Raw genomic sequence first — 25,533 nt, 5'->3', positions numbered from 1 at the left:
TTTGATATTGCCCAAGTTTTCCAATTGCTTAGCCTTTTAGGTGTTTCTTAGTACAATTATCAATTACAGACAGATGTCATATACTGTTTTACAGATAGACGTTGGTTGGAGGTTCTTTAGATGACTATTTACCATTTTGTAGGTATAAAAGGGTCGGGGATGAGTGCACTTGCTCAAGTACTGCATGATATGGATTTTAAAGTACAAGGCTCTGATGTCGAAAAGCGCTTTTTTACTCAACTGGCACTTGAAAAATCAGGAATAACAATCCTTCCCTTTCAAAAAGAAAATATAAAACCAGGAATGACGATTATTGCGGGTAATGCTTTCCCTGATACACATGAAGAAATTCAAGAAGCAATGAAGCTTGGACTTCCAATTGTCCGTTATCATCGTTTTTTGGGAGATTTCCTGCAGCGCTTTACCAGTGTAGCGATAACAGGTGCTCATGGTAAAACTTCTACAACAGGTCTGCTTGCACATGTTATGAGCGGTGCTAAGCCAACTTCATTTCTAATTGGAGATGGTACCGGTAAAGGTGAGCAGGACGGCGAATATTTTGTTTTCGAGGCCTGTGAATATAGAAGACACTTCTTGTCTTATTTCCCTGATTATGCAATCATGACAAATATTGATTTCGATCATCCTGATTATTACGCCAATATTGATGATGTTTTTTCTGCCTTTCAGGAAATGGCTGTTCAAGTCAAGAAAGGTATATTTGCTTGCGGAGATGACGAACACCTGCAAAAAATCCAAGCCAAGGTACCAGTGCTGTTCTATGGCTTCGGAGAAGAAAATGATTATCAGGCGAAAAATATTGTAAAGACAACTGAGGGCACAACATTTGATGTATTCATACGGAATACTTTTTATCACTCATTTTCTATCCCTTCGTTTGGGGATCATAATGTTTTAAATTCTTTAGCAGTGATTGCGGTATGCCACTATGAAGAAGTCGATGTGAATGTTGTGCAGGGTCAGCTTATGTCATTCGAAGGCGTAAAAAGAAGATTTTCTGAGAAAACAATTGGCTCACAAATCCTGATTGACGATTATGCACACCATCCAACTGAAATTAGAGCTACAATTGATGCAGCAAGGCAAAAGTACCCGAATCACGAAATAGTAGCTGTATTCCAGCCACATACATTCTCACGGACTCAGGCATTTCTTGATGATTTTGCTAATAGCCTGAGCAATGCAGATAAAGTTTACCTGTGTGATATATTCGGTTCCGCCCGTGAAAACCATGGGAATTTATCAATTAAAGATTTACAGGATAAAATTGAAAACGCTGAAATCATTTCCGAAGAACATACATCCGTCCTTGAAAAGCACTCTGATAGTATCATTATCTTTATGGGTGCAGGAGATATCCAAAAGTTTCAAGACGCCTATGAAAAGCAGCTATCATAAAAAGCAGAAGCACCCATTATGGGTGCTTCTTTTTGGCTGTCTACCTTAAGGGGAGCATATCAAACTCGGCAATTACTATAATATTCCGCCGCAATAATTTATTGTATATCTGCTCTCAACATGTCTGTTGATTGGCACTCCAGGCACTTCGCTTTCCGCGGGCGTGTCGGGGAGCCTTTTCTCGTCGCTTCGCTCCTGCGGGGTCTCCCCAGCCCCGTACTCCCGCAGGAGTCTTCGTGCCTTCCGCATCAATCAACAGCGTGTTTTCAAAAAAGACTTTCAGCTCAACTAATAAATAATAAAAATATGTGGTGAATGTTTAAACCAGAGATTCTAGCCAAAATGAAAATTAATTTGTATCTATTGATTAATTGATAATAATCCCCATATTCCTCGTTTGATTGATAAACATATTGATTTTTCATTACAAGATCTTATTTCTTCAGCCTACAAAAATATAAAGAAGATTCCAACACACATGGCAAGGTTAGAAAAAGTGTGTTGTTATACTTTAGGTTGATTTGCCTCCCTGTTGATTGGAGCGGAGGGCACTCGACTCCTGCGGGATCAAGAGGTCACTGGAGACCCCGCAGGCGCCAAAGCGCCGAGGAGGCTCCAGGACCTCCCCGAGGAAAGCGAGTGCCCGGAGTGGAAATCAACAGGCCCATTAGCAGGGACAGTTGATAAATTTGATATATAGCTTACAAAATAATAATTGCAGAGAAAAATACACTTTCTTGTCATTCTGGAAGAAGCACCCATTATGGGTGCTTCTTTGCTTTTATTACTTTAAATTTTCTGGATTAAGTTTTTCTAATTCTGGAATGACAAAGCGGCCATCTTTTCTAATTAAGACATCATCAAAGTAAATTTCACCGCCGCCATATTCAGGTCTTTGAATATTTACCAAATCCCAGTGAATATTGGAGTGGTTTCCATTAAACGCATCATCATAGCATTGCCCAGGGGTAAAGTGAAAGCTTCCATCAATTTTTTCATCAAAAAGAATATCCTGCATTGGTGTTTGGATGAATGGATTCACCCCGATGGCAAATTCACCGACATAGCGGGCACCTTCATCGGTATCAAAGATTCGATTAATCCTTTCCGTATCATTTGCTTGGGCATCTACGATTTTCCCATCCTTAAAGGTAAGCTTTACATTTTCAAACGTGAACCCTTGATAGGGTGAAGGAGTATTATAGCTAATGACACCATTAATGGAATTGCGGACAGGTGCTGTATAAACTTCACCATCAGGAATATTCAATCTGCCTGCACATTTAATCGCAGGGATATCCTTTATAGAGAAGGTTAAATCTGTTCCAGGGCCCTTTAGACGAACTTGATCGGTACGGTTCATTAATTCCTCAAGGCTGTCCATTGCTTTATCCATTTTTCCATAATCAAGAGTACAAACATCAAAATAAAAATCTTCAAAGGCCTCTGTACTCATTTTTGCCAGTTGGGCCATATTAGAGGTCGGGTAGCGGAGTACAACCCACTTTGTTTTAGGAACACGAATATCTTGATGAACTTTTTTGCCGATCGTTTTGCCATGAATTTTCATTTTTTCATCGGGAACGTCTGCCTGTTCGTTGATGTTATTTCCGGAGCGCAAACCAATGTAGGCATCCATTTCTTTCATTACATTGGCTTCAAATTCTGCCATCATCGAAAATTGTTCTTCTTTTGCGCCTAACAAAAGGGAACGGTCTATCTGTTGATCCTTTAATAAAACAAATGGGTTTCCACCTGCTGCATAGGCTTCTCGAACTAGTGCTGTAACAAGCTCACGCTGCAGGCCAAAGTTTTCAATTAGGACTTTTTCGCCTTTTTGGAGCTGAACAGAATAGTTAATTAAGTTTTTTGCCAGTTTATCAATTCTTGGGTCTTTCATTATGTAACGCCTCCAAGCAAAATATGAATACAATCATATTGTAACCGAAACGAGCAGGGAAGATAAAAGAAATGAATTTTACGCATGTTTTAAGCAGGAGAACAAAAGACAATTATTGAACTAGTAATGTGTGGGGAAAATCGTTTATATTTGAATTATAAAGGTAATAGATAGAGATAGAATATTCGGAGGTGCACTACTTGATCATCATTCTATATTTAAGTGTAGCTTTTATAGCTATAGCATTTTTTATTTTAGTTATGTACATATCAAAAACGCTAAATTCAGTCCGAGTCTCCTTAGAAACGGTAACAAAGACACTAGGGGGATTAGAAAAACAAATAGAAGGCGTTACCACCGAAACTACAGCACTTTTGCAAAAAACAAACCATCTTGCTGAAGATCTGCAGCGAAAATCAGAAAGTTTAAATAGTGTTGTGGATGCAGTAAAGGACGTTGGTACTACAGTCATTCATTTTAATCAAACATTACAAGGCATTACAAATGCCGTTGACAAACAGGTGGAAGGAAATAAAGAAAAAATTTCCCAAGTAATACAATGGAGCAATGTAATCCTTGAACTAAAAGATAAATGGAGAAGCAAAAAGCAAGAAAAGGCTTTAAATACAAAACGCAAAATCTCTATAAAGGAAAAACAGAAGGATATAGAAAGATAAAAATTTAAAAAGGAGGGCTTATTATATGTCTGGTAAAGAAAATGAAACAAGGGAAAACAACCAAAATAGGAATAAAGAGAACCATACATCTAAAAACTTTATCGCTGGTGCCGTTATTGGCGGCGTGGTTGGGGCTGCTGCTGCATTGCTGTTGGCTCCTAAGGCAGGAAAAGAAATCCGTAGCGGCCTCAATAATCAAATGACCAATTTATTAGAAAAAACAACTCAATTGAGTGATGATGTTTTTGAAAAAAGTAATGGTTTAGCAGCTGCCACAAAGGAAAAAACAGCATTGCTTTCCAAAGCTGTTGTTCAACAATCAAAGGAGATTGTAAATAAAGCGAAGGGATTAACTTCCGATTCAATTGAAGAGCAAGAAGAAAGTGAAACGAGCTATATTCCTATTAATGGAGCGGCAAGCAAGATCAATATCCCAAAAGGAAATGTTGATACATCTGCAGATAAAGAAACAGATATCAGGAAAAAGCTCGAAGAAGCACAAAGGGCTTTTGATGAAGCTGAAAATTCAATAAAATAATAATTAATCGAAAACGGATTATTTGTTAACAAAATGGTGAAGTGTTAAAATGACTTCACCATTACTTTTTTGGAGGTCAATAGAAATGTTACAAAAAATTGTTACTGCTGAACAGTTTGATGAAGTACTTCAAAAAGAAAATAAGTTTTTTTTATTAAAGCATAGTTTAACATGCCCAATCAGCCGGGCTGCATATAACCAATATCAAGAATTCTCAGATGGACAATCAGAAGTGCCAACTTATTTCCTTGCTGTACAGGAAGCACGTCCATTATCAAGTGAAGTTGCTGATCGATTCCAAATTAAGCATGAGTCCCCGCAAGCTATTTTATTTTTTAATAAAAATGCGGTTTGGAATGCTTCACATTGGCAGATTACGAAAGATTCGTTAACTGGGGCTTCTAGCGGAAATAATTAAAGAATTAGGTTTTAAAATGGAAAGATAAATTACTATAAAATATAATAAATTTAATGAACTTTTTATATTAAATACGCATATAAATACTTTAACACTTAAAAGCGTTTAATTATTAAAGAAAAAATAGTGACAAAGAATGCTATATCCTTTATAATAAGGCCTAATATTAGAAAATGTAAGAAAAGTTCAAAAAAACAATCAGGAAGTAAAGACAAAAGGTTAAATTGTTATCTTTTTAGATTGAAAAGTTTTATAAGAAAGCTGCGGATACATTTTCCTTAGTCTTAAGAATGAAAGGGTGGACGATTTATGGGCAATGATAAATTAGACCAACTAAGAACGCGTATTGACGAAATTAACCTGGAGTTATTGAAGCTTATCAATGAGAGAGCTCAGCTCGTCCAAGAGATTGGACAGGTAAAGGGAGGACAGGGAGTATACCGTTATGATCCTGTCCGCGAAAGAAAAATGCTCGATCTTATCAAAGAAGAAAATGATGGTCCGTTTGATAATGCAACCATTGATCATATTTTTAAAGAAATTTTTAAGGCAAGCTTGAACTTACAAAAAGATGACCATGAGAAAGCATTACTTGTTTCCAGAAAGAAAAAACCAGAAGATACGATTGTAAACGTTAAAGGTGAAACCATTGGTGATGGCAAGCAGCGTTTTGTCTTTGGTCCATGTTCTGTTGAATCATATGAACAGGTTGCAACTGTTGCGAAAGCAATGAAAGCAAAAGGCTTAAAACTTTTGCGTGGCGGGGCATACAAGCCTAGAACATCACCATATGACTTCCAAGGTTTAGGTGTAGAGGGACTTAAAATTTTGAAACGTGTTGCTGATGAATTCGATATGGCCGTTATCAGTGAAATTGTTACACCAGCTGATCTTGAAACTGCGGTTGAATATCTTGATGTAATCCAAATCGGTGCAAGAAACATGCAAAACTTCGAGTTGCTAAAAGCTGCTGGAACTCTTAAAAAGCCTGTTTTACTAAAAAGAGGACTTTCAGCCACAATTGAAGAGTTCATTAACGCAGCAGAATACATCATGTCTCAAGGAAACGGACAAATTATTCTTTGCGAACGCGGAATTAGAACTTACGAACGGGCTACAAGAAATACATTAGATATTACGGCTGTTCCAATCCTAAAACAAGAAACCCATTTACCTGTTTGGGTTGATGTAACCCATTCTACAGGCAGAAGAGATCTACTTCTTCCTGCTGCAAAAGCAGCACTTGCTATCGGTGCGGACGGAGTTATGGCCGAAGTTCACCCAGATCCGGCTGTTGCCCTTTCTGATGCACAGCAACAAATGGATCTTAACCAATTTGACCAGTTCTACGATGAAATATTAAAATCAAATCTTGTTCGTGTTTAATATATAAAAAAGAGCCTTCTGTTATTCTAACATTGCAGAAGGCTTTTATCTTTGTGAAAAATTATGCAAAAGGTCATTGCGGCTTTACTATTCTTATCGTATCATTATGTACATACATAAAGGATGATGTTTATTTTCTTAATTATTCATAAAAATATGACTAGGTTCTAGAGAAATGCTGTAAAATAAGGGAAATGACGTTTCCGTATATAAGGAGAGTGCTCTGTGTGAATATTACAATATACGATGTGGCCAGGGAAGCTAATGTTTCGATGGCAACAGTTTCACGTGTAGTGAACGGAAATCCAAATGTAAAACCAGTAACACGTAAAAAAGTTCTTGAAGTCATCGAGAGGCTTGGCTATCGGCCAAATGCTGTGGCAAGAGGTTTGGCTAGTAAAAAGACCACGACTGTTGGTGTGATTATCCCTGATATCTCAAGTATCTTTTACGCGGAATTAGCCCGCGGTATTGAGGATATCGCAACCATGTACAAATACAATATCATTTTAAGCAATTCTGATCAAAATCCTGACAAGGAATTACATCTTTTGAATACCATGTTAGGAAAACAAGTGGATGGCATCGTATTTATGAGCGGAAACATTACCGACGAACTTGCTGCAGAGTTTGAAAAATCTTCTGCTCCAATTGTACTGGCTGGCTCCATTGAGGAATCGAAAACCATTCCTTCTGTCAATATTGATTATGAGCAGGCTGTTTATGATGCAGTGAAGGAGTTTATCGAAAAAGGGCATAAGAATATTGCCTTCGTAATTGGGCCGCTACACGAGCCTAAGAACTCACAGAAAAAACTTAATGGTTATAAACGTGCGCTTGAAGAAGCTGGAATAGGTTTCAATGAAGAATTAATTGTTGAAGGTGATTACACCTATGATTCTGGAATAGAGGCATTTGATAAGCTATTAGAGGCTGCTGAAAAACCAACAGCTATTTTAGTTGGTTCTGATGAAATGGCACTTGGAGTTGTTCATGGTGCAGAGGATAAAGGCTATAAAATACCTGATGATTTTGAGGTCATTACTTCAGATAATACAAGGCTTTCACTTATGGTTCGTCCTCAGCTGACAACGCTTGTTCAACCATTGTATGATATCGGTGCCGTTGCCATGCGGTTGTTAACAAAACTGATGAATAAAGAAAAAGTATCAGAAAGCACTGTGGTCCTGCCGCACCGTATCGAACATCGCCAATCGACAAGACCAATATAAAAAAACAAAAACGAGCTGGCCGTTATTGGCCAGCTCGTTCTTTACTTTTTTGATTTCTAATTGGATAAAGCGCATTTTCAAGTGTTCTTAAATTTTTTTCAGTAATTTCCTCTTTACGTGGAATCGGGGTATATAGGTCACTAGGATCATCCCACTGTTCAGGAAGTTTTACAGGAGCTTGTTTTTGCCAAAAGTCAAGCCATTCAGATGGTAAATCACCATAACGGTTGGAATTTTCCGTCATTTCTAACCAGATGAGGGCCCATGCTCTTGGGACAACCCTCCAAATATCATAACCGCCTCCGCCAACGGCAATCCATCTTCCGTCACAATACTGATGTGCGATCTGATGTGCGATTTTTGGAATGGTTCGATAACTTTTCATTGTTGCCGATAAATGTGTTAAAGGGTCAAAATAATGTGCATCTGCTCCGTTTTGCGTCAAAATGACATCTGGTTTAAAAAATTCAGCAACTTCCTTAATCGCACTTGTGTAAGTATCAAGAAAGGAATCATCTTCTGTAAAAGCATCAATCGGAATATTAAATGAAAATCCATAGCCCTTCCCGTGGCCCCGTTCGTTTATATTACCTGTTCCTGGAAATAAATATCTCCCAGTTTCATGAATAGATAAAGTACAGACATTTGGGTCATCATAAAAGGAAAATTGGACACCATCACCGTGATGGGCATCGGTATCAACATAAAGAACACGTGCCTGGTACTTTTTCTGGAGGTATTTAATGGCAACAGAACAATCATTATAAATACAAAAGCCGGATGCTTTGCCACGAAATCCGTGATGAAGTCCGCCCCCAAGATGAAGGGCATGATCAACGGCACCTGACATCACAAGATCAACAGCAGTTAACGTACCGCCTACCTGTAAAGAAGTAGCTTCATGCATATGTGGAAAAATAGGGTTGTCTTCTGTTCCTATCCCAAAGTTTTCAGCTCTGTCTTCCGAAATTTGCCCCAACCCAGCCAATTTAACTGCATTCACATAATCAGGATCATGGATTAAGTAAAGTTCTTCCTCAGTTGCAATTCTGGGAATAGAAATTTGATGTGCTGATAAAGCGTTTATTTTTTTTAGTAAATCTACGGTCAAGGTAAGTCTAAATTGGTTGAATGGATGATCACTGTTAAATTTATATTTGAGTAATTCCTCGGAAAAAACAAAGGAACAACGGCTTGTCATTTTGAAATCCCCTGCAAATTCGGCCAAAGTACTTGGAGACCGGAATTTTTAAGCTCTTCAATTAATCCAACCGGGTTTATCATTTGTACTCGAAAAACGAGAATTTTGAAGTGATCATCCTTTTTATCCGGGTAAACAAGTATACTTAATATATTGGCTTTCCGCTTATGAAAAAGAGCTGTAATTCCGCTAATCTGACCAGTTATGTTAGGAACCTTTATCTCGATTTGCGACCCCGGCTGGTGTGCACCTGTCAGTTCAACCATTGTTCTGAGAAGGTCTGTCTCGGTGATAATGCCAACTAATTTTTTATCTTTTGTAATTGGAAGGCAGCTAATCCGGTGTTTGTAGAATAGGCCGGCAACTTCTTCGACAAAATCAAGGGGATGTCCATAAATAACATCCGTCCTCATAATCATGGATAAGGGTTTTTGCAAATCCTCCAAATGCTCCCCGCATGAAAAACGGATGGAGAGGCCTCACGCAGTTTTGATGCATTTACCAGTCCGATTAAATGATTGTCCCCGTCCACAATAGGGAGGTGTCGAATTTTTTTCGTCTTCATTAGATTAATTGCTTCTTCGATTGTATTGTCAGCTTGTAAGGAAATGACATTTTTGATCATAACTTCATCTACAATCATGGCAAAACCTCCTATATAATTCTCATCCTATATTAGTACATAAAACGATTCATAAAGCGAAGTCGGTCGAATTTTTGAATCGATTCATTATCAATTCGTTTACCAATTCTGACCATTAGACAATTTGCGGGGTGTGAACAAATTTCGGGATCATCTGTTGCATACCATTCAAGTCCGCCAGTGTTCATCATTTTTTCCATGATTTTTCTGTATTCCCAGACATTTAGTCCGGTTCCTTTTAAATCCCAATGCCAATAATATTCTGTGGTAATGATAATATAGTCTTCCATAGCGTCGTCCATCATCGAGACAACTAGTAAATTTTTCCCCACAGAAAAGTCTCGGAATTTAGGTATTACTTCAATGGCTCCCAATTCAATCATGTTTTCTAACTTGCCCTCTGACCAGCGCTCAAGTGGGTCTGGATAAAGAAACGTAACATATCCAACAACTGTATTTCGATCTCTTGCGATAATAATTCTGCCGTCATCTAGCTGGGAAATACCAATTAGGGCTTGCTGCTGCTGTTTGGCTGGTCGAAAAGCTTTAAGGTCTTCGTGGAAATCCAATGAGGCTATTTTATCTGGCGAAACAGGACCTTCAATAATGAGATCCCCATAAGTTGTTTTTAACTCTTTCATATTATAAGTTTTCTTATGTTCCATACGGCCACCACCTGAGTGAAAATTCCAGCTATCAATTCTATTATACATAAATTCATTTTTTTTAAAGTGTTTTTCCTAAATTTTCTGTAAAATTTAAAAAGATTTGTTCGACATTTAGCGAAAAAAGTCGTAAAAATTTTTGAATAAAAATATTTAAAAAATTGAGAAAATAGCGAAATTATACTATAATCTAATTAATTACGACAAAAGGGGGAATTTTTAAAATGAAAGTGGAAGCGCTGCCAGTTATGCAAGGGGAGCATAATCTAGGAAATTACGATGAAACGTACAAACAATTTGATTGGAATGAAACAGAGAAAAATTTTACTTGGCATGAGACAGGTCTTGTCAATTTAGCATATGAAGCCATAGATCGTCACGTTAAAACATTCCGCAAAAATAAAGTTGCTTTATACTATCGGGATGGCTCGAGAAACGAAAAGTATACATTTAAAGAAATGAAAGACTTGTCAAATAAAGCAGGAAATGTGTTTAGAAACTATGCAGATGTCGAGAAAGGTGACCGAGTATTTATTTTCATGCCTCGCTCTCCTGAACTTTACTTTGCTGTTTTGGGTGCCATTAAAGTTGGAGCCATTGTTGGTCCATTATTTGAAGCATTCATGGAGGGCGCAGTAAGAGACCGCCTTGAAGACAGTGAAGCAAAAGTTCTAGTGACAACTCCAGAATTACTTGAGCGTGTCCCTGTTGATGAATTACCATCCTTGAAGCATATTTTCCTTGTTGGCTCAAATGTTCAAGAGGAAGGCCCATATATTGACTTCTTAAAAAGACTGGGTGAAGCTAGCAATCAATTAAAAATTGAATGGGTACAGCGTACAGATGGGTTGATCCTTCATTATACTTCTGGTTCGACTGGAAAACCAAAAGGGGTTTTGCATGTACATAATGCAATGATTCAGCATTATCAAACAGCAAAATGGGTTCTTGATTTGCGTGAAGACGATGTTTATTGGTGTACTGCAGACCCAGGATGGGTAACAGGAACATCCTACGGTATTTTTGGTCCATGGTTAACCGGAACATCTAATGTTATTATTGGCGGACGTTTTAGTCCTGATGATTGGTACAGCATGATCGAAGAATTTGGTGTTACAGTTTGGTACAGTGCACCAACAGCATTTCGGATGTTGATGGGTGCCGGAGATGAAATTGTAAAGAAATATGATTTATCAAGTCTTCGTCATATCCTAAGTGTTGGAGAGCCGTTAAATCCTGAAGTAGTAAAATGGGGATTAAAAGTGTTTAACCTAAGAGTCCATGATACATGGTGGATGACTGAGACAGGAGCACAGACAATTTGTAATTATCCTTGCATGGAAATTAAACCTGGTTCAATGGGTAAACCAATTCCAGGCGTAGAAGCTGCCATTGTTGATGACCAAGGTAATGAGCTGCCTCCATACAGAATGGGTAACTTGGCAATCAAAAAAGGCTGGCCATCCATGATGCATACAATTTGGAATAATCCAGCTAAATATGAATCTTACTTTATGCCTGGTGACTGGTATGTATCAGGCGACTCTGCCTATATGGATGAAGATGGATACTTCTGGTTCCAAGGTCGTGTTGATGATGTAATCATGACTGCTGGGGAGCGTGTAGGTCCATTTGAAGTCGAAAGTAAATTGGTTGAACACCCTGCAGTTGCAGAGGCTGGTGTTATTGGTAAACCAGATCCTGTACGCGGTGAAATTATTAAGGCGTTCATTGCATTAAGGGATGGATATGAGCAATCTGAAGAATTAATTGAAGAAATCAGATTGTTTGTTAAAAAAGGACTAGCTGCCCATGCAGCTCCGAGAGAGATTGAATTCCGTGATAAACTGCCAAAAACTCGAAGCGGTAAAATCATGAGACGTGTCCTCAAAGCTTGGGAGCTTAACCTGCCAACAGGTGACCTTTCCACTTTAGAAGATTAATAAATGAAAAGCAAAAGACCGGTGCAACTAATCGGTCTTTTGCTCTGTGTGTCGAGAAACTTCTTTACTGCAAATCACGAATATAATCTTACGGACAGATTAGCCGTTTGTTGCCCCGATTTTGTCCGCAATCAGTGCTCTTACGGACAGTATTGCAATCCGCAGCCCTGGTTTTGTCCGTAATAGGCGTTCTTACGGACACTAACACTATTTCTATTAGCTATTCTGTCCGTAATATTTTTAACTTAATCTACAGCCTGTAGGAAATACCGGTGCAACTAATCGGTCTTTTGTTTCTATTAAGGGTACTCTCCAATAACGGCTGGATTAGAAGCTTCAGATTCATTCCCCCTAATATCTACCGCAGTTACATAATAATCACCATCGGCAGCTGAATAGGTAAGGGAAGAACCAGTTTTAATGCTTGCAACTTTATGTGTAAAAAATCCGCTTTTGTACACCCGATAACCGATAATATCTGGTTCGGGAACAGGGTTCCATGACAAAGTATTACCTGAAACGTTCAAAGTGACACTGGCAGGTGATTTTTCGTTTTCCTCAATCTTTGCACCTGGGACAAAAATAGAATTCCAGCGGTCTTTTTTGGGAATGAGTTGATTATAATCAGTAAAATTATTGCCGACTAAACGATGGATAAAATCTGGATTTAGCATAAGTCCTTTTTGAGCAAAATCATCTGGTGTAGAATCATCAGCTAAGTATTTGCTTCCATTTATTTCAACATATTTCCCACTAATCAGACTGTCATCTTCCTCTTTGGGAGCAAACTTTGAATTAAAATAATCACTTTCGACAAGCCCTGAATCTGAACATGTCTTAGATGGCAGCAAACCTGAAACCGCACAATAGGAAAGCTTAACAATTCCATCCGCTTTTTAAATTCCTCTTTTGGAGCAATTAAGTCAGGCTTAACATCATAGGCGGAATTAATTAAATCTGCCCAAAGATTATTTGTTCTTTGACTATAAGTTAAACTTTCTTTGGACTGTAACGATTTGGGCGTGTCATATCCTGTCCAAATTCCAAAAGTTACATTTGGATTAGTGGCCACGAACCAAGAATCAAAGTAATCCACGCCAGTTCCTGTTTTGCCGGCCCAATCTGCTTTGAACTTTAACTCTCCATTGATGCCCGCAGCGGTACCCTTACTAATAACATCTCTCATCATATCTAGTGTTAAAAAGGTTGTTTGCGGGGAAAAGACGTCTACTGGCTTTACCTCATGCTGATAGATGGTTTTGCCATGTTTATCAACAATTTTATCAATTAAATAAGCATCAATAAATTTGCCGTCATTGGCAAAAGTTGTAAAAGCATTTGTATTTTCTTCAACTGTAACACCATGCTTAAGTGAACCAATGGCTGTTGCCAGATTTGTATAGTCATCCTTTACAAGAGAGGTAAACCCCATTTTCTCTAAGTACTTTGCGGGATTTTGACTGACAATATCTTTATAAAGCTTTACTGCTGGAACGTTATAGGACTTTGTAAGAGCATACCGTGCAGAAACCAAACCGCTATAACGAAGATCATAGTTATGTGGCCAAGGATTATTAGGATCCTCTGGGTTTAGATTTAAGGCCACATCGGGTAGAACTGTTCCCGGTGATGCTTTACCAAGCTCAAAGGCAGGAGCATAAACCAACAAGGGCTTCATCGTCGAGCCATTTTGTCTTATTGCACTTGTAGCATGGTTAAGCTGCTGTCTGTTATAATCTCTCCCGCCTACAAAGCTAATAATTTTCCCAGTTTTATTTTCAATCAGCATCGCTCCCACTTCAACAGGCTCCATGACTGTTGTACTCCCTTCTTTATCGGGATCTTTCACAACCTGTGGTTTATCAGGGCCATAAGAGGGATACTGATCTTTAGCCTTTTGCATGGCGTCATAAATATCTTTATCAATCGTCGTGTGGATTTCATAACCTTTTTGCCGAAGAGCACGGCTTGCTAAAGATAGATATTTATCTTTTATGTTTTTATCCTTATCTAATGTCTTTTCATCAATCCCATAATTCTTCGCAAGTATAGGAGCAAGTACTTGGCTAGCGCGATTTTCTATTTCTGTCGTGAGCCATGGATATTTCTCATTTGGGCTATCTTTAGGAGAAATAAAGTCTTTAGAGATGTCATAGGCAGACGCTTCTATGTATTGGCTATGATTAATATAACCGCCATCGTACATCCTCTTTAAGACTGTTTTCATTCTGGAAATTCCCGGTTGAAGATCACTCTTAACTGTACCTTCCTTGGTAAATGGTGTGTAACCAAAAGGACTTTGTGGAAGGCCGGCAATGAAGGCAGCTTCAGGTAATGTTAAGTCTTTTGCGTTTTTCCCAAAAATCCCTTCAGCAGCTGTCCCAACACCTGCAATATTTTTCCCAGATGAATTTCTTCCGAAGGTAGACACATTTAAATAGGCCTCGAGAATCTCTTTTTTGGAAAAGAATTTCTCTAAACGAAGCGCAAGCAAAATTTCAGATGCTTTTCGTTGAAAAGAAACTTCATTCGTTAAGATCTGGTTTTTAATTAATTGCTGTGTCAGGGTGCTTCCGCCAGTTTGAATCGGGGAATGTGTAACCGTTTGTAAAAAAGCTCGGAGGATTGATTTAGGGACAACCCCTTTATGCTGATAAAAATATTCATCCTCTGTTGCGATGACGGCATCAATTAAATGTTTTGACACTTGGTCAATCTTTACTTCATCCCGGTCTAAGTCTGAATTTAGTTTTCCAAGATAAACATCATTTGAAAAATAAAGATTGGATGTCTCGGTATAATCATAAATGTCTTTTTTCATGCTGCTATAGGAGCGGACGGGTTCATCCTTTACAAGCGAGGCAAAGAATCCAGCTCCTATTCCAACACCAAAACTGATGCAGAGAATGATAATAGTAAAAAGAATAAGGATAAAATTCCAAAAGGTAGGCTTTCTTCCTTCTATTGTTTTTTTGATTGATTTTATTTTCGCAAGCCCACTATCTTTCATCGCACACCTCCTTATAAAATCAACTTCATTATAGCATATAGGTATATCGTATTAGACAGGATTCCCCATATTTTGAGATTCCCGCAATAGGATTGACATTATACATGAAATTGTGGTAAAAAAGTGATAAGTTTAATTTTATTAGTGGCTATGATGGGAAAATCATACGAGTAGTTTTTCTATCCCTGTTTTTAGAGAGCTGGCGGCTGGTGCAAGCTAGTACAAATAGAAAAATGAATTACTTTCCTGAGCTTTTGCCGTGAATGAAAAGAGTAGCGGTGAACGGTTTTAACCGTTAAATTTCGAGGTGGAGGATTATTTTCCTCAAGCCGGGTGGTACCGCGCATAAGTTTGCGTCCCTGCATGATTGCAGGGGCGTTTTTTATTTTTGTAGAAAGGGATGATGAAATGGAATTATTACAGGATTTACAATGGCGAGGAATTATTTATCAGCAGACAGACGAGGAAGCGATTAAAGAAGTTTTAAATAAGGAAAAAATCTCTCTATATTGCGGTGTCGACCCAACGGCGGACAGTATGCACATTGGCCATTTGCTGCCATTTTTAACGTTAAGAAGGTTTCAGGCACAAGGCCATCGTCCGATTGTATTAGTGGGCGGCGCAACTGGTCTTATTGGGGATCCAAGCGGTAAAAGTGAAGAGCGGAATTTGCAAACGTTAGAAGCAGTCGAGCATAATGTTTCCTGCATTAAAAAACAACTGGAGAAAATTTTTAATTTTGAAGGCGACAATGGTGCGATTTTGGTGAACAACTACGATTGGGCTGGCTCCATGGATATCGTTACATTTTTACGTGATATCGGGAAACATATTGGCGTTAATTATATGCTTGCAAAAGATACCATCGCAAACCGGCTTGAGACAGGTATTTCTTTCACAGAATTCACTTATACCATTTTACAAGCAATGGATTTTATGCATTTGTACGAACATCATAATTGCAAATTACAAATAGGCGGCAGTGATCAATGGGGAAATATTACAACAGGCTTAGAATTAATCCGCAAGATGATGCCAGAAGGTTCGAAGGCTTTTGGTTTAACGATCCCGCTCGTCACAAAGGCAGACGGAACGAAATTCGGAAAAACGGAGAGCGGTGCAGTTTGGCTTGATCCTGAAAAGACAACACCATATGAGTTCTACCAATTTTGGATTAACACGGCTGATGCTGATGTTGTCAAATACTTAAAGTTTTTTACTTTCTTAAGCCAGGAAGAAATCGAATCATTAGAAAAATCTGTCCAAGAAGAAGCACATCTTCGCAAAGCGCAAAAAGCACTTGCCGAGGAAATGACACGGTTAATTCATGGCGAAGAATCTCTTCAGCAGGCGATTAAGATTTCAGAGGCTTTATTTAGCGGCGATGTTAAAAACCTTTCTGCGGCTGAAATCCAACAAGGATTTAAAGATGTTCCTTCCTATGAAGTGAAGGAAGAAACAGAAGCTAATCTAGTTGATTTACTTGTTGCAGCAAAAATTTCACCATCAAAGCGCCAAGCCCGCGAAGATATTACAAATGGTGCCGTTTCACTAAATGGTGAAAAAGTAACCGACAGCAGCTATACTTTACAGGCTGCTGACAAGATTGAAGGAAAGTATACAATCATCCGCCGCGGGAAAAAGAAGTATTATTTAATTAAATACTAATTAATAAATGATGAGCGCATTTGGAAAAGAATTTTCAAATGCGCTTAATTATTATGTTGGCATAAATTTTATAGAATTCTTATTATTAACAATAATCCTATTCGATGCTTTAATTTTGTACTTTCTTTTATTATAAAAAACAAATGCCTCAACGATACAAGAATAATGTTTATCCTTAAGATAGAATTGGAAATCATTTATTGCTACACAAGAACCCGGCATGATTTTCATATCATAATCAGGACAAATCCAAACCTCCCCTTTATCTCTTGCATTAATAGCCCAATTCCTTTCCACAAATCTCCACTGCGAATTTTTTCTATTTTCCTGTTGTAGTAAATAACATTCTTCTAAATTAGCTAGATGAGAAGGGGTAAAACGAAAACAAACATAAGGATGTTCCAATGGTTTCGCTCCAGTATTTTTTATATAAAATGATCCTTTAATGATCCCTGGTTTATTCCCTAAAAAGTGAATAGCATAGTCAAAATATGCAATACTGTTATATGCGTTGTTAACAGCATCCATGCTATCACTATCGTTAGCCAATTCAAACAAGGATTTAGAACTTTCTGTTTGAGCTTGTCCAAGTTCTATTAGTTGTTCACGCACTTTTGCCTTTTCTAATGAAGCTTTTTTCAATTCTCCCTGCAAGCGTTCAATTTTTTCTTCAGCTAGAATTAGTTTTTTTTCAAGCTCCATAGAATGATTTTTATAGAAGTGGACCCGAGCACTTAAACGATCATAACTTAGGCGTTTACTGTTTGAATCCATAGCATTCTCCTTCCATATTATATTCATATAAACGCTAGATGATTAGTATCCTTTAACGGAATAAAGCAGACTCTCCATTAGATGTCTGCTTGGTTGTTTTAAAGTGGACTTTTAGACTTAGTAATAAATCTTAAGTTGTGCTGCTTTTCTCCTCGGATTCCTCTTCGCACATACACGGGAAGTCCTCTTCGTCACAATCATGGTAATGACAATGACAATCATGACTTTCGCTTTCGTCCTTTATTGCTTTTTCCATTTCAAAAGGAATTACTGCTGTTGCAGGTGTTTGGTGTTTACATCTCTCTTCATTTATGTCCCCAATAATAGTTACACATATGGTTCCTATTTTTTCTCTTACAACAGTGACTTGGATACTAAAAATAGCTTTAAATAGAACAAAGTGTCCATCATGGTCTTCATTTGGTATTACTTGTGGGGGCAAAATTCCCTCTAAAATGGGTTTAGTGTGTTTCAATTCATCACCTGGACATGCGCCCTCACAAATTACCTCTTCCTGAAAAGAAAGGGTTACTTTCTTAACGAATCTTCCATCTACAATAACACTGCCTTTAACAAATCCTTGGATTACTATTAAGTCTTTTAAGAGGGTCGTCGTGATCTGAATACTTGAAGGATCAGGAATAAATTGAATATCCCTACTACTTATTTTTTTTAGTTTTGTTTTTGCAAAGGCGATAAGCTTCACTTTTTTAGAACAAATAATCGATTGAATTAAAACAGTTTCATTTTTTAAACAAGCTTCATTTTTTTTTTCCATTCTTTTATTGTCCTCCCATCCCCAATTCTTAGGCAATTTCATTATATGGAGTAATCAACTAAGAGTGATAAATATCTTTTATGGGACGGAAGGTATCCCATAAGTTTCAAAAAGTAACGTATAAATTTTTGATAAAAAAGGTTTTATTTTCATACTTATTCAAAAATTATATGTATTATAACCATTAAGAATAGATGGTTTCATTAAGTATATGTTTGCTATGGTGTTAGATCTTTTTTTAGGCAGACAAAAAGGCCAAATTAAGTCCATTTCGCAGGTTTTAGAGGTTAGTTTAGTATACATAAACACCTAAAAGAAAAAAACAAGGGGAAAAATGGTGTTCATAACAGGCAGTCTAATTCTGTACGTGTTGAAGTTATACCTGAGTATATGAACAATGCTTATGAAGCGCATGTGCAAATGTCCTTGTATAAATGCCCATTTTTTATGACAAAAGCGCGGAATCGTTAGCAATCGTGACAAACGCGGAATACCTTATTTTTGACTATATTAAAAAGTGGGGTAATTCCTTTGGATTTTTCATTATACGATCAGCAAAAACGTAAAACATTGCAGAAATACAAGTCTATTATCCCCGAGGAGCCTTTTGTCTCTGAGGGGACACGTGATATCAAGGTTTGTATTCTGGTTATGCGAATTAAAACGCCTGTTGTATTAGTAGAGCCGACCTTACAGATTGCAGTGGAGGCGAACATCCAACTTTCAACTCCTGCGACCGAAATCAAAAGAGTGAAGAAAAATGTATTCTTGGAACAAATCAAACTGGTGCCTGTTTCATTCAAGCGCATTGATAAAACTGACTATTTTAAAGTAACAAGGGCGAAAGTATTTGTGTCCGGTCATATTCGCAAAAACATCGAATATGCCGGTGCTGCATGCAATGGACCACTTATGGACCAAATTGCCGATGTTCCGTTTAGCGGTTTTACCGAAATTAAGAAATTTCTTAATTTCCCGATTATCGGGATTTCCGAAAGTGCCGAAGCTAATTTCCTAAATGAATTAACCCAAATGGACGCCCGATTGGATAAATTTTTCTTTCAAAATCTTGTCAAATATAACGAACAGCCATATGGGGAATTAGTCGCTGCGAACATATTTGAACTTGATTTTTCTCCAGTTACGGCAAGTCCCGAGGGAACGTTTACTCAGCTGACGGAAAAGATCGTCTTGGATCTAACACTCAAAGTATTGCAAGTACAGCAAGTCGCCATTACTGGTGCGACTGCCATTGTCCCTTTCCTGACTGGTCTCACACCCCCTGTTTCCCCTTAGCCTTTTGGCGGCAGGGAGGAAACCTAATGAAAATATGGGAATTGTTGAAACATACGTCCAAGAGGATATGTGGTATTCGGGACTTTGGGATATACGGTTTTGCACAGTCCGAAAGGATTTGTTTCGATGAACTCCAAAAATAAACTTTACAACATCAAATTGTCTCACAATCTTTTGAGGGCAATTGATTGGAAAAAAATAAATGATTAAGAAGACCCGATCGAAGAAGATCGGGTCTTTGTTTTTTGTTACAATATTCTTCACTTCAGAAGAAGCAACCCATTCCATCAAACGACTACGGGCTAGGAGGCGGTGTAATTGCCGTAAGGATAGGAACGATTTGAGCAACGCCAGTAATTTGAATTTGTTGAACCTGCAATACTTTAAACGTCAGGTCCAGAACAATTTTTTCTGTCAATGTAGTAAACGTTCCTTCAGGATTTGCCGTTGTTGGCGAAAAATCAAGTTCAAACATGTTGGCTGCAATGAGCTCACCGTATGGCTGTTCATTGTATTTTACTAGGTTTTCGAAGAAAACTTTATCTAAACGAGCACCCAATTGGGTTTTCTCATTTAGGAAGTTTGCTTCTGCGGTTTCAGAAATACCGATGATTGGTGGAGTAAGGATTCCCCCTGGAGTTGCTCCAGTTGAGATATCAGTAAACCCGCTGAATGGCACATCAGCGATTTGATCCATAAGCGGACCAGCACATGCACCAGTGGCATATTCAATGTTTTTGCGAATATGCCCGGCTACGAATACTTTCGCTCTTGTTGCGGTAAAAAAATCTGTTCCAGCAATGCGTGCAAATTGAACTGGAACCAGTTTTACCTGACTCAAGAATACATGTTTCTTCACTCTTTTGATTTCTGTTGCAGGAGTCGCAAGAGGAATCGTTGATTCCACCACGATTTGAAGGGTTGGTTCTGCGATGACAACCGGAACCTTAATTCTAGCAGCAGGTAATCCACCTGTGTTTACTGGTGTACCTAAGTTTGTTAAGGGTATTTGTTCGGTAGCAGACACTGGACAAGGTCCATTCTGACTTGCCCGTTGTGTTTGCCCCCCCATATTATTTTCGCTCAAAAAGAATACCTCATTTCTTTTTTTTGATGAATTTTTCACATTGTTATAATATTCTTTATCACAGTATACGAATGGGTCATTTGCTTATTTTTTCAAAAATGGGTTTTGAGCGTCCACATTTGTCCAAGCAAAATAGAAGAGCCACAATTCAATATAGGGGGAGAACACGAATATTTTTGGTCTACCTCATGCCAAAGCTCTTACAGCGTTATGTACAAAGATAAAAAAGCAGCTGGCTTCGCCAGCTGCTTTTTTATGCTCTTATGGTGTTGCAGGAGGTGTAAGTGCAGTAAGCAAAGGAACAATTTGAAGAGGAGCGGTAGCAGCAGCAAACATAACTTGTTGAACCTGTAATACTTTTACCGTAAGGTCTAGAACGATTTTTTCTGTCAACGTAGTAAACGTTCCTTCAGGATTTGCCATTCTCGGAGAAAAATCAAGCTCAAACATGTTCGCAGCGACTAACTCACCGTATGGCTGTTCGTTGTATTTTACCAAGTTTTCGAAGAAAACCTTGTCCAAACGAGCATCCATTTGGGTTTTCTCATTCAGGAAGTTTGCTTCCGCAGTTTCAGCAATCCCGATAATCGGCGGAGTAATGATTCCCCCTGGGCCTCCTGGGACAAGTGCGGGAAACGTGATTTCTGTAAACCCGCTGAATGGCACATCGACAGTTTGATCCATAAGCGGTCCTGGAACATGCACCATTGGCATATTCGATGTTTTTACGGATATGCCCTCTTACGAATACTTTTGCTCTTGTTGCCGCAAAGTAGTCTGTTGGTGTTGCTGTACCACCACCAAAGCGTGCAAAAGAAAACGGAATCAGTTTCACCTCATTCAGGAATACATGTTTCTTCACTCTTTTGATTTCTGTTGCAGGAGTCATAAGAGGAAGGTTTGATTCCACCACGATTTGAAGAGTTGGTTCTGCGATAACAACCGGAAGCTTAACAGTAGTAACGGGCAATCCCGTCACAGGTGTTGTACCTAAGTTTGTTAACGGTATTTGTTGTGTAGCAGGTACCGGACATGGTCCATTCTGGCCTGCTCCTTGTGTTTGGCCACACATATTATTATTTGCGTCCAAAAAATTACCCCATTTCTTTTATTTTTTTGGAATGAAATCATTCCACTATTAACATATTCCTTGTCCCCATAAACGTATGGACAAGTATAATAGACGTTTGCTTTATTTTTTTAAAATGGGTTTTTTTGTGCATCACAATGGGGAGAACATGAATAATTTTTGGTCTACCTCATGCCGGAATTCTTAACATTGTTACACAAAAAAAGAAGCGGGGAATCAGCTTCTTTTTAATCGATTAGTTCTCACATACTATCAGGACGTGGTGTAAGCGCAGTAAAAACAGGGACTACTTAATTAATAGCACCGACAATCTCAACTTGTTGAACTTGCAATACTTTAAACGTAAGTTCCAAAATAACTTTTTCTGTCAATTGGGTAAATGTCCCTTCCGAATTTGCCATTGTTGGAGAAAAATCAAGTTCAAATATATTTGCAGCAACCAACTCATAGTATGGCTGATCATTGTATTTCACAAGGTTTTCGAAGAAAACTTTATCTAGCCGGGCACCCATCTGGGTGTTTTCATTTAGAAAGTTTGCTTCCGCAGTTTCAGAAATCCCGATGATCGGCGGAGTAAGGATCCCCCCTGGTTCTCGCTTCTTTTTTTGTGTGCAAATTATGTTGAAAATTGGGCATGATGTGGGCCGAAATTCACGTTAGCATTCCCCTATATTGTATGCCGAGTTCTTCTATTTTGTTATGGACAAGCGTGGACGCTCAACACCCATTTTTAAAAAGATAAGCAGATGTCCCATTCATTTACTGGGATAAAGAATATTTTAAAAATGGGATAATCTCATAAATAAATGTATCTTAATAAAAAAGGGTGAGTAAATTTGATAAAAAAACCTCAAAAGATAAAACTTAGTGAGTTAAGAAATACTGATGTGATAAAAAAGCCTAATGATAAGGATAAACTCTCGACATCCAGCTGCTCCAACCATTTTGATGAACTTAAACTTTCCAGTTCTAGCAGTTGCAAACACCATGATGAACATAAACGTTCGAGTTCCAGCTCATCAAGCCATCATGAACATAAACGTTCGAGTTCCAGCTCATCAAGCCATCATGAACATAAACGTTCAAGTTCCAGCTCATCAAGCCATCATGAACATAAACGTTCGAGTTCCAGCTCATCAAGCCATCATGAACATAAACGTTCGAGTTCCAGTTCATCAAGCCATCATGAACATAAACGTTCGAGTTCCAGTTCATCAAGCCATCATGATGAGCATAAACACTCCTGTAAACATTCTAAATGTTCACGAAGTCATCATCGGACTAAACGAAGTCATCATCGGACAATAAGAAGTCACCATCGGACAATAAGAAGTCACCATCGGACAATAAGAAGTTACCATCGGACAATAAGAAGTCATCACCGGACAATAAGAAGTTATCCTCGGAGCATAAAACAGCATAAAGAACATAAGCGCTTCTGCCCAAAATGTTCAAAACATGATTGTAAGCGTAAATCATGCAGATGCTGCTGCTCAAAGCATTATAACAAATGTCCAATTTCCAGTCATTCTAGGGATTTTTGTAATAAACGCTCGAGTTCCAGCTGTTCAATCCATCATGATAAGGATAAGCACCCCTGTAAGCATTCTAAATGTACACGAAGTCATCATCGGAACATAAAACAGTATAAAGAACATAAGTGCCTCTGCCAAAAATGCTCAAAACATGATTGTAAGCGTAAATCATGTAAATGCTACTGTTCAAAGCACGATAAAAAATGTCCGATTTCCAATCATTGTAGGGAACATTGTAAATATCACTTTTATAAAATGCCTTTTGATTGGTGCCACTGTCACCACCCAAAATATTGTGAGTGTAGCCATTGTCATTGTCATAAAAAATGTAAAAAATGCACGAACAGATGTAGAAAATACACGAATTAACGTACAAAGCAGAGGGAAAAATAAAAAACCCTAGAAACTGCGCTATATCAACGCTTCTAGGGTTTTGGTTATTATTGTTTAATAAGCAAATCAATTAACGAGAGTAGAACTCAATAGTAGCAAAAACCCTAGTATTTATGGGGTTTTAAATGGGTAATTTGAAAACCTCCCCCAAAACTTCCCCCAATTTAAAAATGTAAGGCCTTTTCAAAGGCGATTACTGATTCCTCCTCCAGCAATTTAAAGGAGTGACCGTAAATGTTCAAAATCATTTGGGGAGTATTTCCTAACCTTTCTGCAATCACCTTCACCGGGATACGTTGACCAATTAAGATCGTAGCATGAGTGTGTCGTAAACCATGGGGAGTAATAGGTTTTAAATCGGCATTTTTAGTTATTCGGTCAAAACAATATTTTAATGTGTTTTCTCCCATCGGTGTGCTTGATTGGTACGAAATGAACACAAAATCATCATCTGAAAGATGCTTCCCAAATGACAACATTGTTTGATTGCACCATGTACGGTATATTTTTAATTGGTAAATGAGCGAGTCATCAATTAAAATGGTCCGGTAGCTATTTTTCGTTTTTGGTGGTCGGGCTCCTCTTTTATCTCTAGTTCGTTCCACAGTTATAGTTTTATTGTCAAAATCCACATTTCTCCATGTTAATCCCAATGCCTCACCTTTCCTTAAACCTGTATAAGCAAGAAGCAAGATGATAGTGTAATTGGTGATATTCTCTAATCGCTTGGCAACAGCAAGAAATGTTTTAAGTTCCTCTGCAGTAAAAAAATTATCATCCAACTCTTCACTACCTTGAATGGTGATCTTTGTAAAACGATTTCGCGGGATAATTTCACTATCCACAGCTGCATTAACAGCTACTTTGAACAAACGGTGGAATAAGCGGACCGTGCTAGGCTCATATTTTTTCAAGAGCTCATTAATATACATACGTTTATAGGTGGTCTTATCTAGTTCGGCTAATTTATATTTTCCAAGCAAAGGCTTCATTTGATACTTAATAGCATTTTGGCGCTGTATTTGGGAAGTAATTTTCCAATCGTTCTTATGTGTTTCGAACCAAATGTCTAACCATTCAGATATGGTTAAATTTGAATTTTCAACTTGTTTCACATCGCCATTTATGATGCTTGCTTTTATTTCTAGTAGGGCCTTATATGCTTCTTTTTCACTTGTAAAGCCTTGCTGTGACTTTTCTTTGCGTTTTCCAAGTGCATCATAATACCGATAACGATAACACCACCTTTTATCACCTTTAGCATTTAAGTAATAATAGAGGTCTTTATCTTTTTTTGTTTTGTACAGTTCCATTTTAATCTTCCCTTTCCCTGCGTGGACAGACGCGCTTGGGGGAATTGAAATGAGAGCAATGCCTACTTAAATTCTTAAACCAACTAGTAAAATATAAATAACATTGCACATAACTTACATTAGCAGTTTTTAAAGTATTTGTCATGAATTGAGGATAGGTTATCCAGGTCATAATTGTCACCACTTATCCATAATTTCTCTCATTACACGTTTTGATTCTTCATAAAACCAATACCTTTTCCCCTTTTCCTTTCGCCTTTCAAGTAATTTCATTCTTGGATCTCTTAGGATTTCATTTTCTAGAAAAGATTTGCTCATGCACGTTTGCTTCGACATTTGTTCAATATCCCAAGTGAAAAAAGCTTCTTTTATGGATTCATCAAGTTTCTGATTGATGTATTGCCTTATTTCTGTGTTATTAACATTAACGCTTATTTCCGCAATAGGCATTTACTTTACCTCCTATTTCTAGTAGCAATAGATTTATAATTGTTCAAAAATTAAGTTAAAGTTTTAACAGAAGTTAAATTAAAGAAGTATAGGTTAATTTAGGTTCGCATAGGTCTT

The 25,533-nt window shown here is 37.9% G+C and carries 22 protein-coding genes, 3 pseudogenes and 1 other annotated feature; of the genes and pseudogenes, 12 read left to right on the top strand and 13 right to left on the bottom strand.

The features are described from left to right. The first annotated feature begins 120 nt into the window (after positions 1-120). Positions 121-1,419 (top strand): UDP-N-acetylmuramate--L-alanine ligase, encoded by a 1,299-nt coding sequence (murC, locus tag RCG17_RS06905; RefSeq protein WP_308174495.1) that lies wholly within the window; start codon positions 121-123, stop codon positions 1,417-1,419. Between the two features lie 784 nt (positions 1,420-2,203). On the opposite strand, the gene RCG17_RS06900 is transcribed toward murC, so the two are convergent. Next, positions 2,204-3,319, bottom strand: a complete 1,116-nt coding sequence (locus RCG17_RS06900) for an aminopeptidase (RefSeq protein ID WP_308174494.1) — start codon at positions 3,317-3,319, stop codon at positions 2,204-2,206. A 200-nt stretch (positions 3,320-3,519) separates the two neighbouring features. Between RCG17_RS06900 and RCG17_RS06895 the strand changes: the two genes are divergently transcribed. The 5 genes from RCG17_RS06895 to ccpA all read left to right on the top strand — a co-directional run bounded on the left by RCG17_RS06895 (position 3,520) and on the right by ccpA (position 7,570). Further along, positions 3,520-3,996, top strand: coding sequence for a DUF948 domain-containing protein (locus RCG17_RS06895; protein WP_308174493.1), 477 nt, complete (start codon positions 3,520-3,522; stop codon positions 3,994-3,996). A 25-nt stretch (positions 3,997-4,021) separates the two neighbouring features. After that, positions 4,022-4,534, top strand: a complete 513-nt coding sequence (locus tag RCG17_RS06890) for a YtxH domain-containing protein (RefSeq protein WP_308174492.1) — start codon at positions 4,022-4,024, stop codon at positions 4,532-4,534. A gap of 85 nt (positions 4,535-4,619) precedes the next feature. Continuing rightward, positions 4,620-4,952, top strand: coding sequence for a bacillithiol system redox-active protein YtxJ (gene ytxJ, locus RCG17_RS06885; protein ID WP_308174491.1), 333 nt, complete (start codon positions 4,620-4,622; stop codon positions 4,950-4,952). A gap of 309 nt (positions 4,953-5,261) precedes the next feature. After that, a complete protein-coding gene (locus RCG17_RS06880; RefSeq protein ID WP_308174490.1) occupies positions 5,262-6,338 on the top strand; it encodes a bifunctional 3-deoxy-7-phosphoheptulonate synthase/chorismate mutase in 1,077 nt (358 codons plus the stop codon). A gap of 227 nt (positions 6,339-6,565) precedes the next feature. Next, positions 6,566-7,570: a catabolite control protein A gene (gene ccpA, locus RCG17_RS06875; protein WP_308174489.1), complete on the top strand. Its 1,005-nt coding sequence runs from the start codon at positions 6,566-6,568 to the stop codon at positions 7,568-7,570. A 22-nt stretch (positions 7,571-7,592) separates the two neighbouring features. On the opposite strand, the gene RCG17_RS06870 is transcribed toward ccpA, so the two are convergent. The 3 genes and pseudogenes from RCG17_RS06870 to RCG17_RS06860 all read right to left on the bottom strand — a co-directional run bounded on the left by RCG17_RS06870 (position 7,593) and on the right by RCG17_RS06860 (position 10,079). Then, positions 7,593-8,771 carry an acetoin utilization protein AcuC gene (locus tag RCG17_RS06870; protein WP_308174488.1) on the bottom strand — a complete coding sequence of 393 codons (1,179 nt, stop codon included), beginning with the start codon at positions 8,769-8,771 and terminating at the stop codon, positions 7,593-7,595. Next, positions 8,768-9,414, bottom strand: a pseudogene (locus RCG17_RS06865) (acetoin utilization AcuB family protein). The gene RCG17_RS06870 and the pseudogene RCG17_RS06865 overlap by 4 nt, the downstream one beginning before the upstream one ends. A 32-nt stretch (positions 9,415-9,446) precedes the next feature. Beyond that, a complete protein-coding gene (locus RCG17_RS06860) occupies positions 9,447-10,079 on the bottom strand; it encodes an N-acetyltransferase (RefSeq protein ID WP_308174487.1) in 633 nt (210 codons plus the stop codon). A gap of 224 nt (positions 10,080-10,303) precedes the next feature. On the opposite strand from RCG17_RS06860, the gene acsA reads away from it, so the two are divergent. Next, positions 10,304-12,022 carry an acetate--CoA ligase gene (gene acsA, locus RCG17_RS06855; protein WP_308174486.1) on the top strand — a complete coding sequence of 573 codons (1,719 nt, stop codon included), beginning with the start codon at positions 10,304-10,306 and terminating at the stop codon, positions 12,020-12,022. A gap of 299 nt (positions 12,023-12,321) precedes the next feature. Here acsA and RCG17_RS06850 read toward each other — a convergent pair whose 3' ends face one another. Further along, complete coding sequence (locus RCG17_RS06850) at positions 12,322-12,873, bottom strand: hypothetical protein (RefSeq protein WP_308174485.1); 552 nt, start codon at positions 12,871-12,873, stop codon at positions 12,322-12,324. Continuing rightward, positions 12,780-15,032 (bottom strand): transglycosylase domain-containing protein, encoded by a 2,253-nt coding sequence (locus RCG17_RS06845; protein ID WP_308174484.1) that lies wholly within the window; start codon positions 15,030-15,032, stop codon positions 12,780-12,782. The genes RCG17_RS06850 and RCG17_RS06845 overlap by 94 nt, the downstream gene beginning before the upstream one ends. A gap of 141 nt (positions 15,033-15,173) precedes the next feature. Beyond that, positions 15,174-15,396, top strand: a binding site (T-box leader). A 44-nt stretch (positions 15,397-15,440) separates the two neighbouring features. On the opposite strand from RCG17_RS06845, the gene tyrS reads away from it, so the two are divergent. Further along, a complete protein-coding gene (tyrS, locus tag RCG17_RS06840) occupies positions 15,441-16,700 on the top strand; it encodes a tyrosine--tRNA ligase (protein WP_308174483.1) in 1,260 nt (419 codons plus the stop codon). A 51-nt stretch (positions 16,701-16,751) separates the two neighbouring features. Here tyrS and RCG17_RS06835 read toward each other — a convergent pair whose 3' ends face one another. Continuing rightward, positions 16,752-17,474 carry a hypothetical protein gene (locus tag RCG17_RS06835; protein ID WP_308174482.1) on the bottom strand — a complete coding sequence of 241 codons (723 nt, stop codon included), beginning with the start codon at positions 17,472-17,474 and terminating at the stop codon, positions 16,752-16,754. 130 nt (positions 17,475-17,604) lie between these two features. After that, positions 17,605-18,252, bottom strand: a complete 648-nt coding sequence (locus RCG17_RS06830; protein ID WP_308174481.1) for a hypothetical protein — start codon at positions 18,250-18,252, stop codon at positions 17,605-17,607. A gap of 591 nt (positions 18,253-18,843) precedes the next feature. On the opposite strand from RCG17_RS06830, the gene RCG17_RS06825 reads away from it, so the two are divergent. Beyond that, positions 18,844-19,548 (top strand): CsxC family protein, encoded by a 705-nt coding sequence (locus RCG17_RS06825; protein WP_374120947.1) that lies wholly within the window; start codon positions 18,844-18,846, stop codon positions 19,546-19,548. Positions 19,549-19,843: 295 nt separating this feature from the next. Here RCG17_RS06825 and RCG17_RS06820 read toward each other — a convergent pair whose 3' ends face one another. From RCG17_RS06820 to RCG17_RS06810, 3 genes and pseudogenes are all read right to left on the bottom strand, one after another. Then, on the bottom strand, positions 19,844-20,620 hold the full coding sequence (locus RCG17_RS06820; RefSeq protein ID WP_308175781.1) for a CsxC family protein: 777 nt from the start codon (positions 20,618-20,620) through the stop codon (positions 19,844-19,846). Positions 20,621-20,896: 276 nt separating this feature from the next. Further along, a pseudogene (locus RCG17_RS06815) lies at positions 20,897-21,707 on the bottom strand (CsxC family protein). 308 nt (positions 21,708-22,015) lie between these two features. After that, a pseudogene (locus RCG17_RS06810) lies at positions 22,016-22,303 on the bottom strand (Uracil permease); the annotation flags it as partial. Between the two features lie 409 nt (positions 22,304-22,712). Between RCG17_RS06810 and RCG17_RS06805 the strand changes: the two are divergent. From RCG17_RS06805 to RCG17_RS06795, 3 genes are all read left to right on the top strand, one after another. Next, positions 22,713-23,033, top strand: a complete 321-nt coding sequence (locus tag RCG17_RS06805) for a hypothetical protein (RefSeq protein ID WP_308174479.1) — start codon at positions 22,713-22,715, stop codon at positions 23,031-23,033. A 150-nt stretch (positions 23,034-23,183) separates the two neighbouring features. Next, positions 23,184-23,366 carry a hypothetical protein gene (locus tag RCG17_RS06800; RefSeq protein WP_308174478.1) on the top strand — a complete coding sequence of 61 codons (183 nt, stop codon included), beginning with the start codon at positions 23,184-23,186 and terminating at the stop codon, positions 23,364-23,366. 45 nt (positions 23,367-23,411) lie between these two features. Then, positions 23,412-23,663, top strand: a complete 252-nt coding sequence (locus RCG17_RS06795) for a hypothetical protein (RefSeq protein WP_308174477.1) — start codon at positions 23,412-23,414, stop codon at positions 23,661-23,663. A gap of 154 nt (positions 23,664-23,817) precedes the next feature. On the opposite strand, the gene RCG17_RS06790 is transcribed toward RCG17_RS06795, so the two are convergent. Together RCG17_RS06790 and RCG17_RS06785 are read right to left on the bottom strand one after the other, a co-directional pair. Further along, positions 23,818-24,966 (bottom strand): tyrosine-type recombinase/integrase, encoded by a 1,149-nt coding sequence (locus tag RCG17_RS06790; RefSeq protein WP_308174476.1) that lies wholly within the window; start codon positions 24,964-24,966, stop codon positions 23,818-23,820. Between the two features lie 177 nt (positions 24,967-25,143). Further along, positions 25,144-25,416, bottom strand: coding sequence for a hypothetical protein (locus RCG17_RS06785; protein ID WP_308174475.1), 273 nt, complete (start codon positions 25,414-25,416; stop codon positions 25,144-25,146). Between the last annotated feature and the right edge of the window lie 117 nt (positions 25,417-25,533).

The sequence above is a fragment of the Neobacillus sp. PS3-12 genome (assembly GCF_030915385.1).
In the GTDB taxonomy this organism is placed as follows: Bacteria; Bacillota; Bacilli; order Bacillales; family Cytobacillaceae; genus JAEVLT01.
Note: the sequence above shows the minus strand (reverse complement) of the source record. Positions and strands in the feature narration are given on the sequence as shown.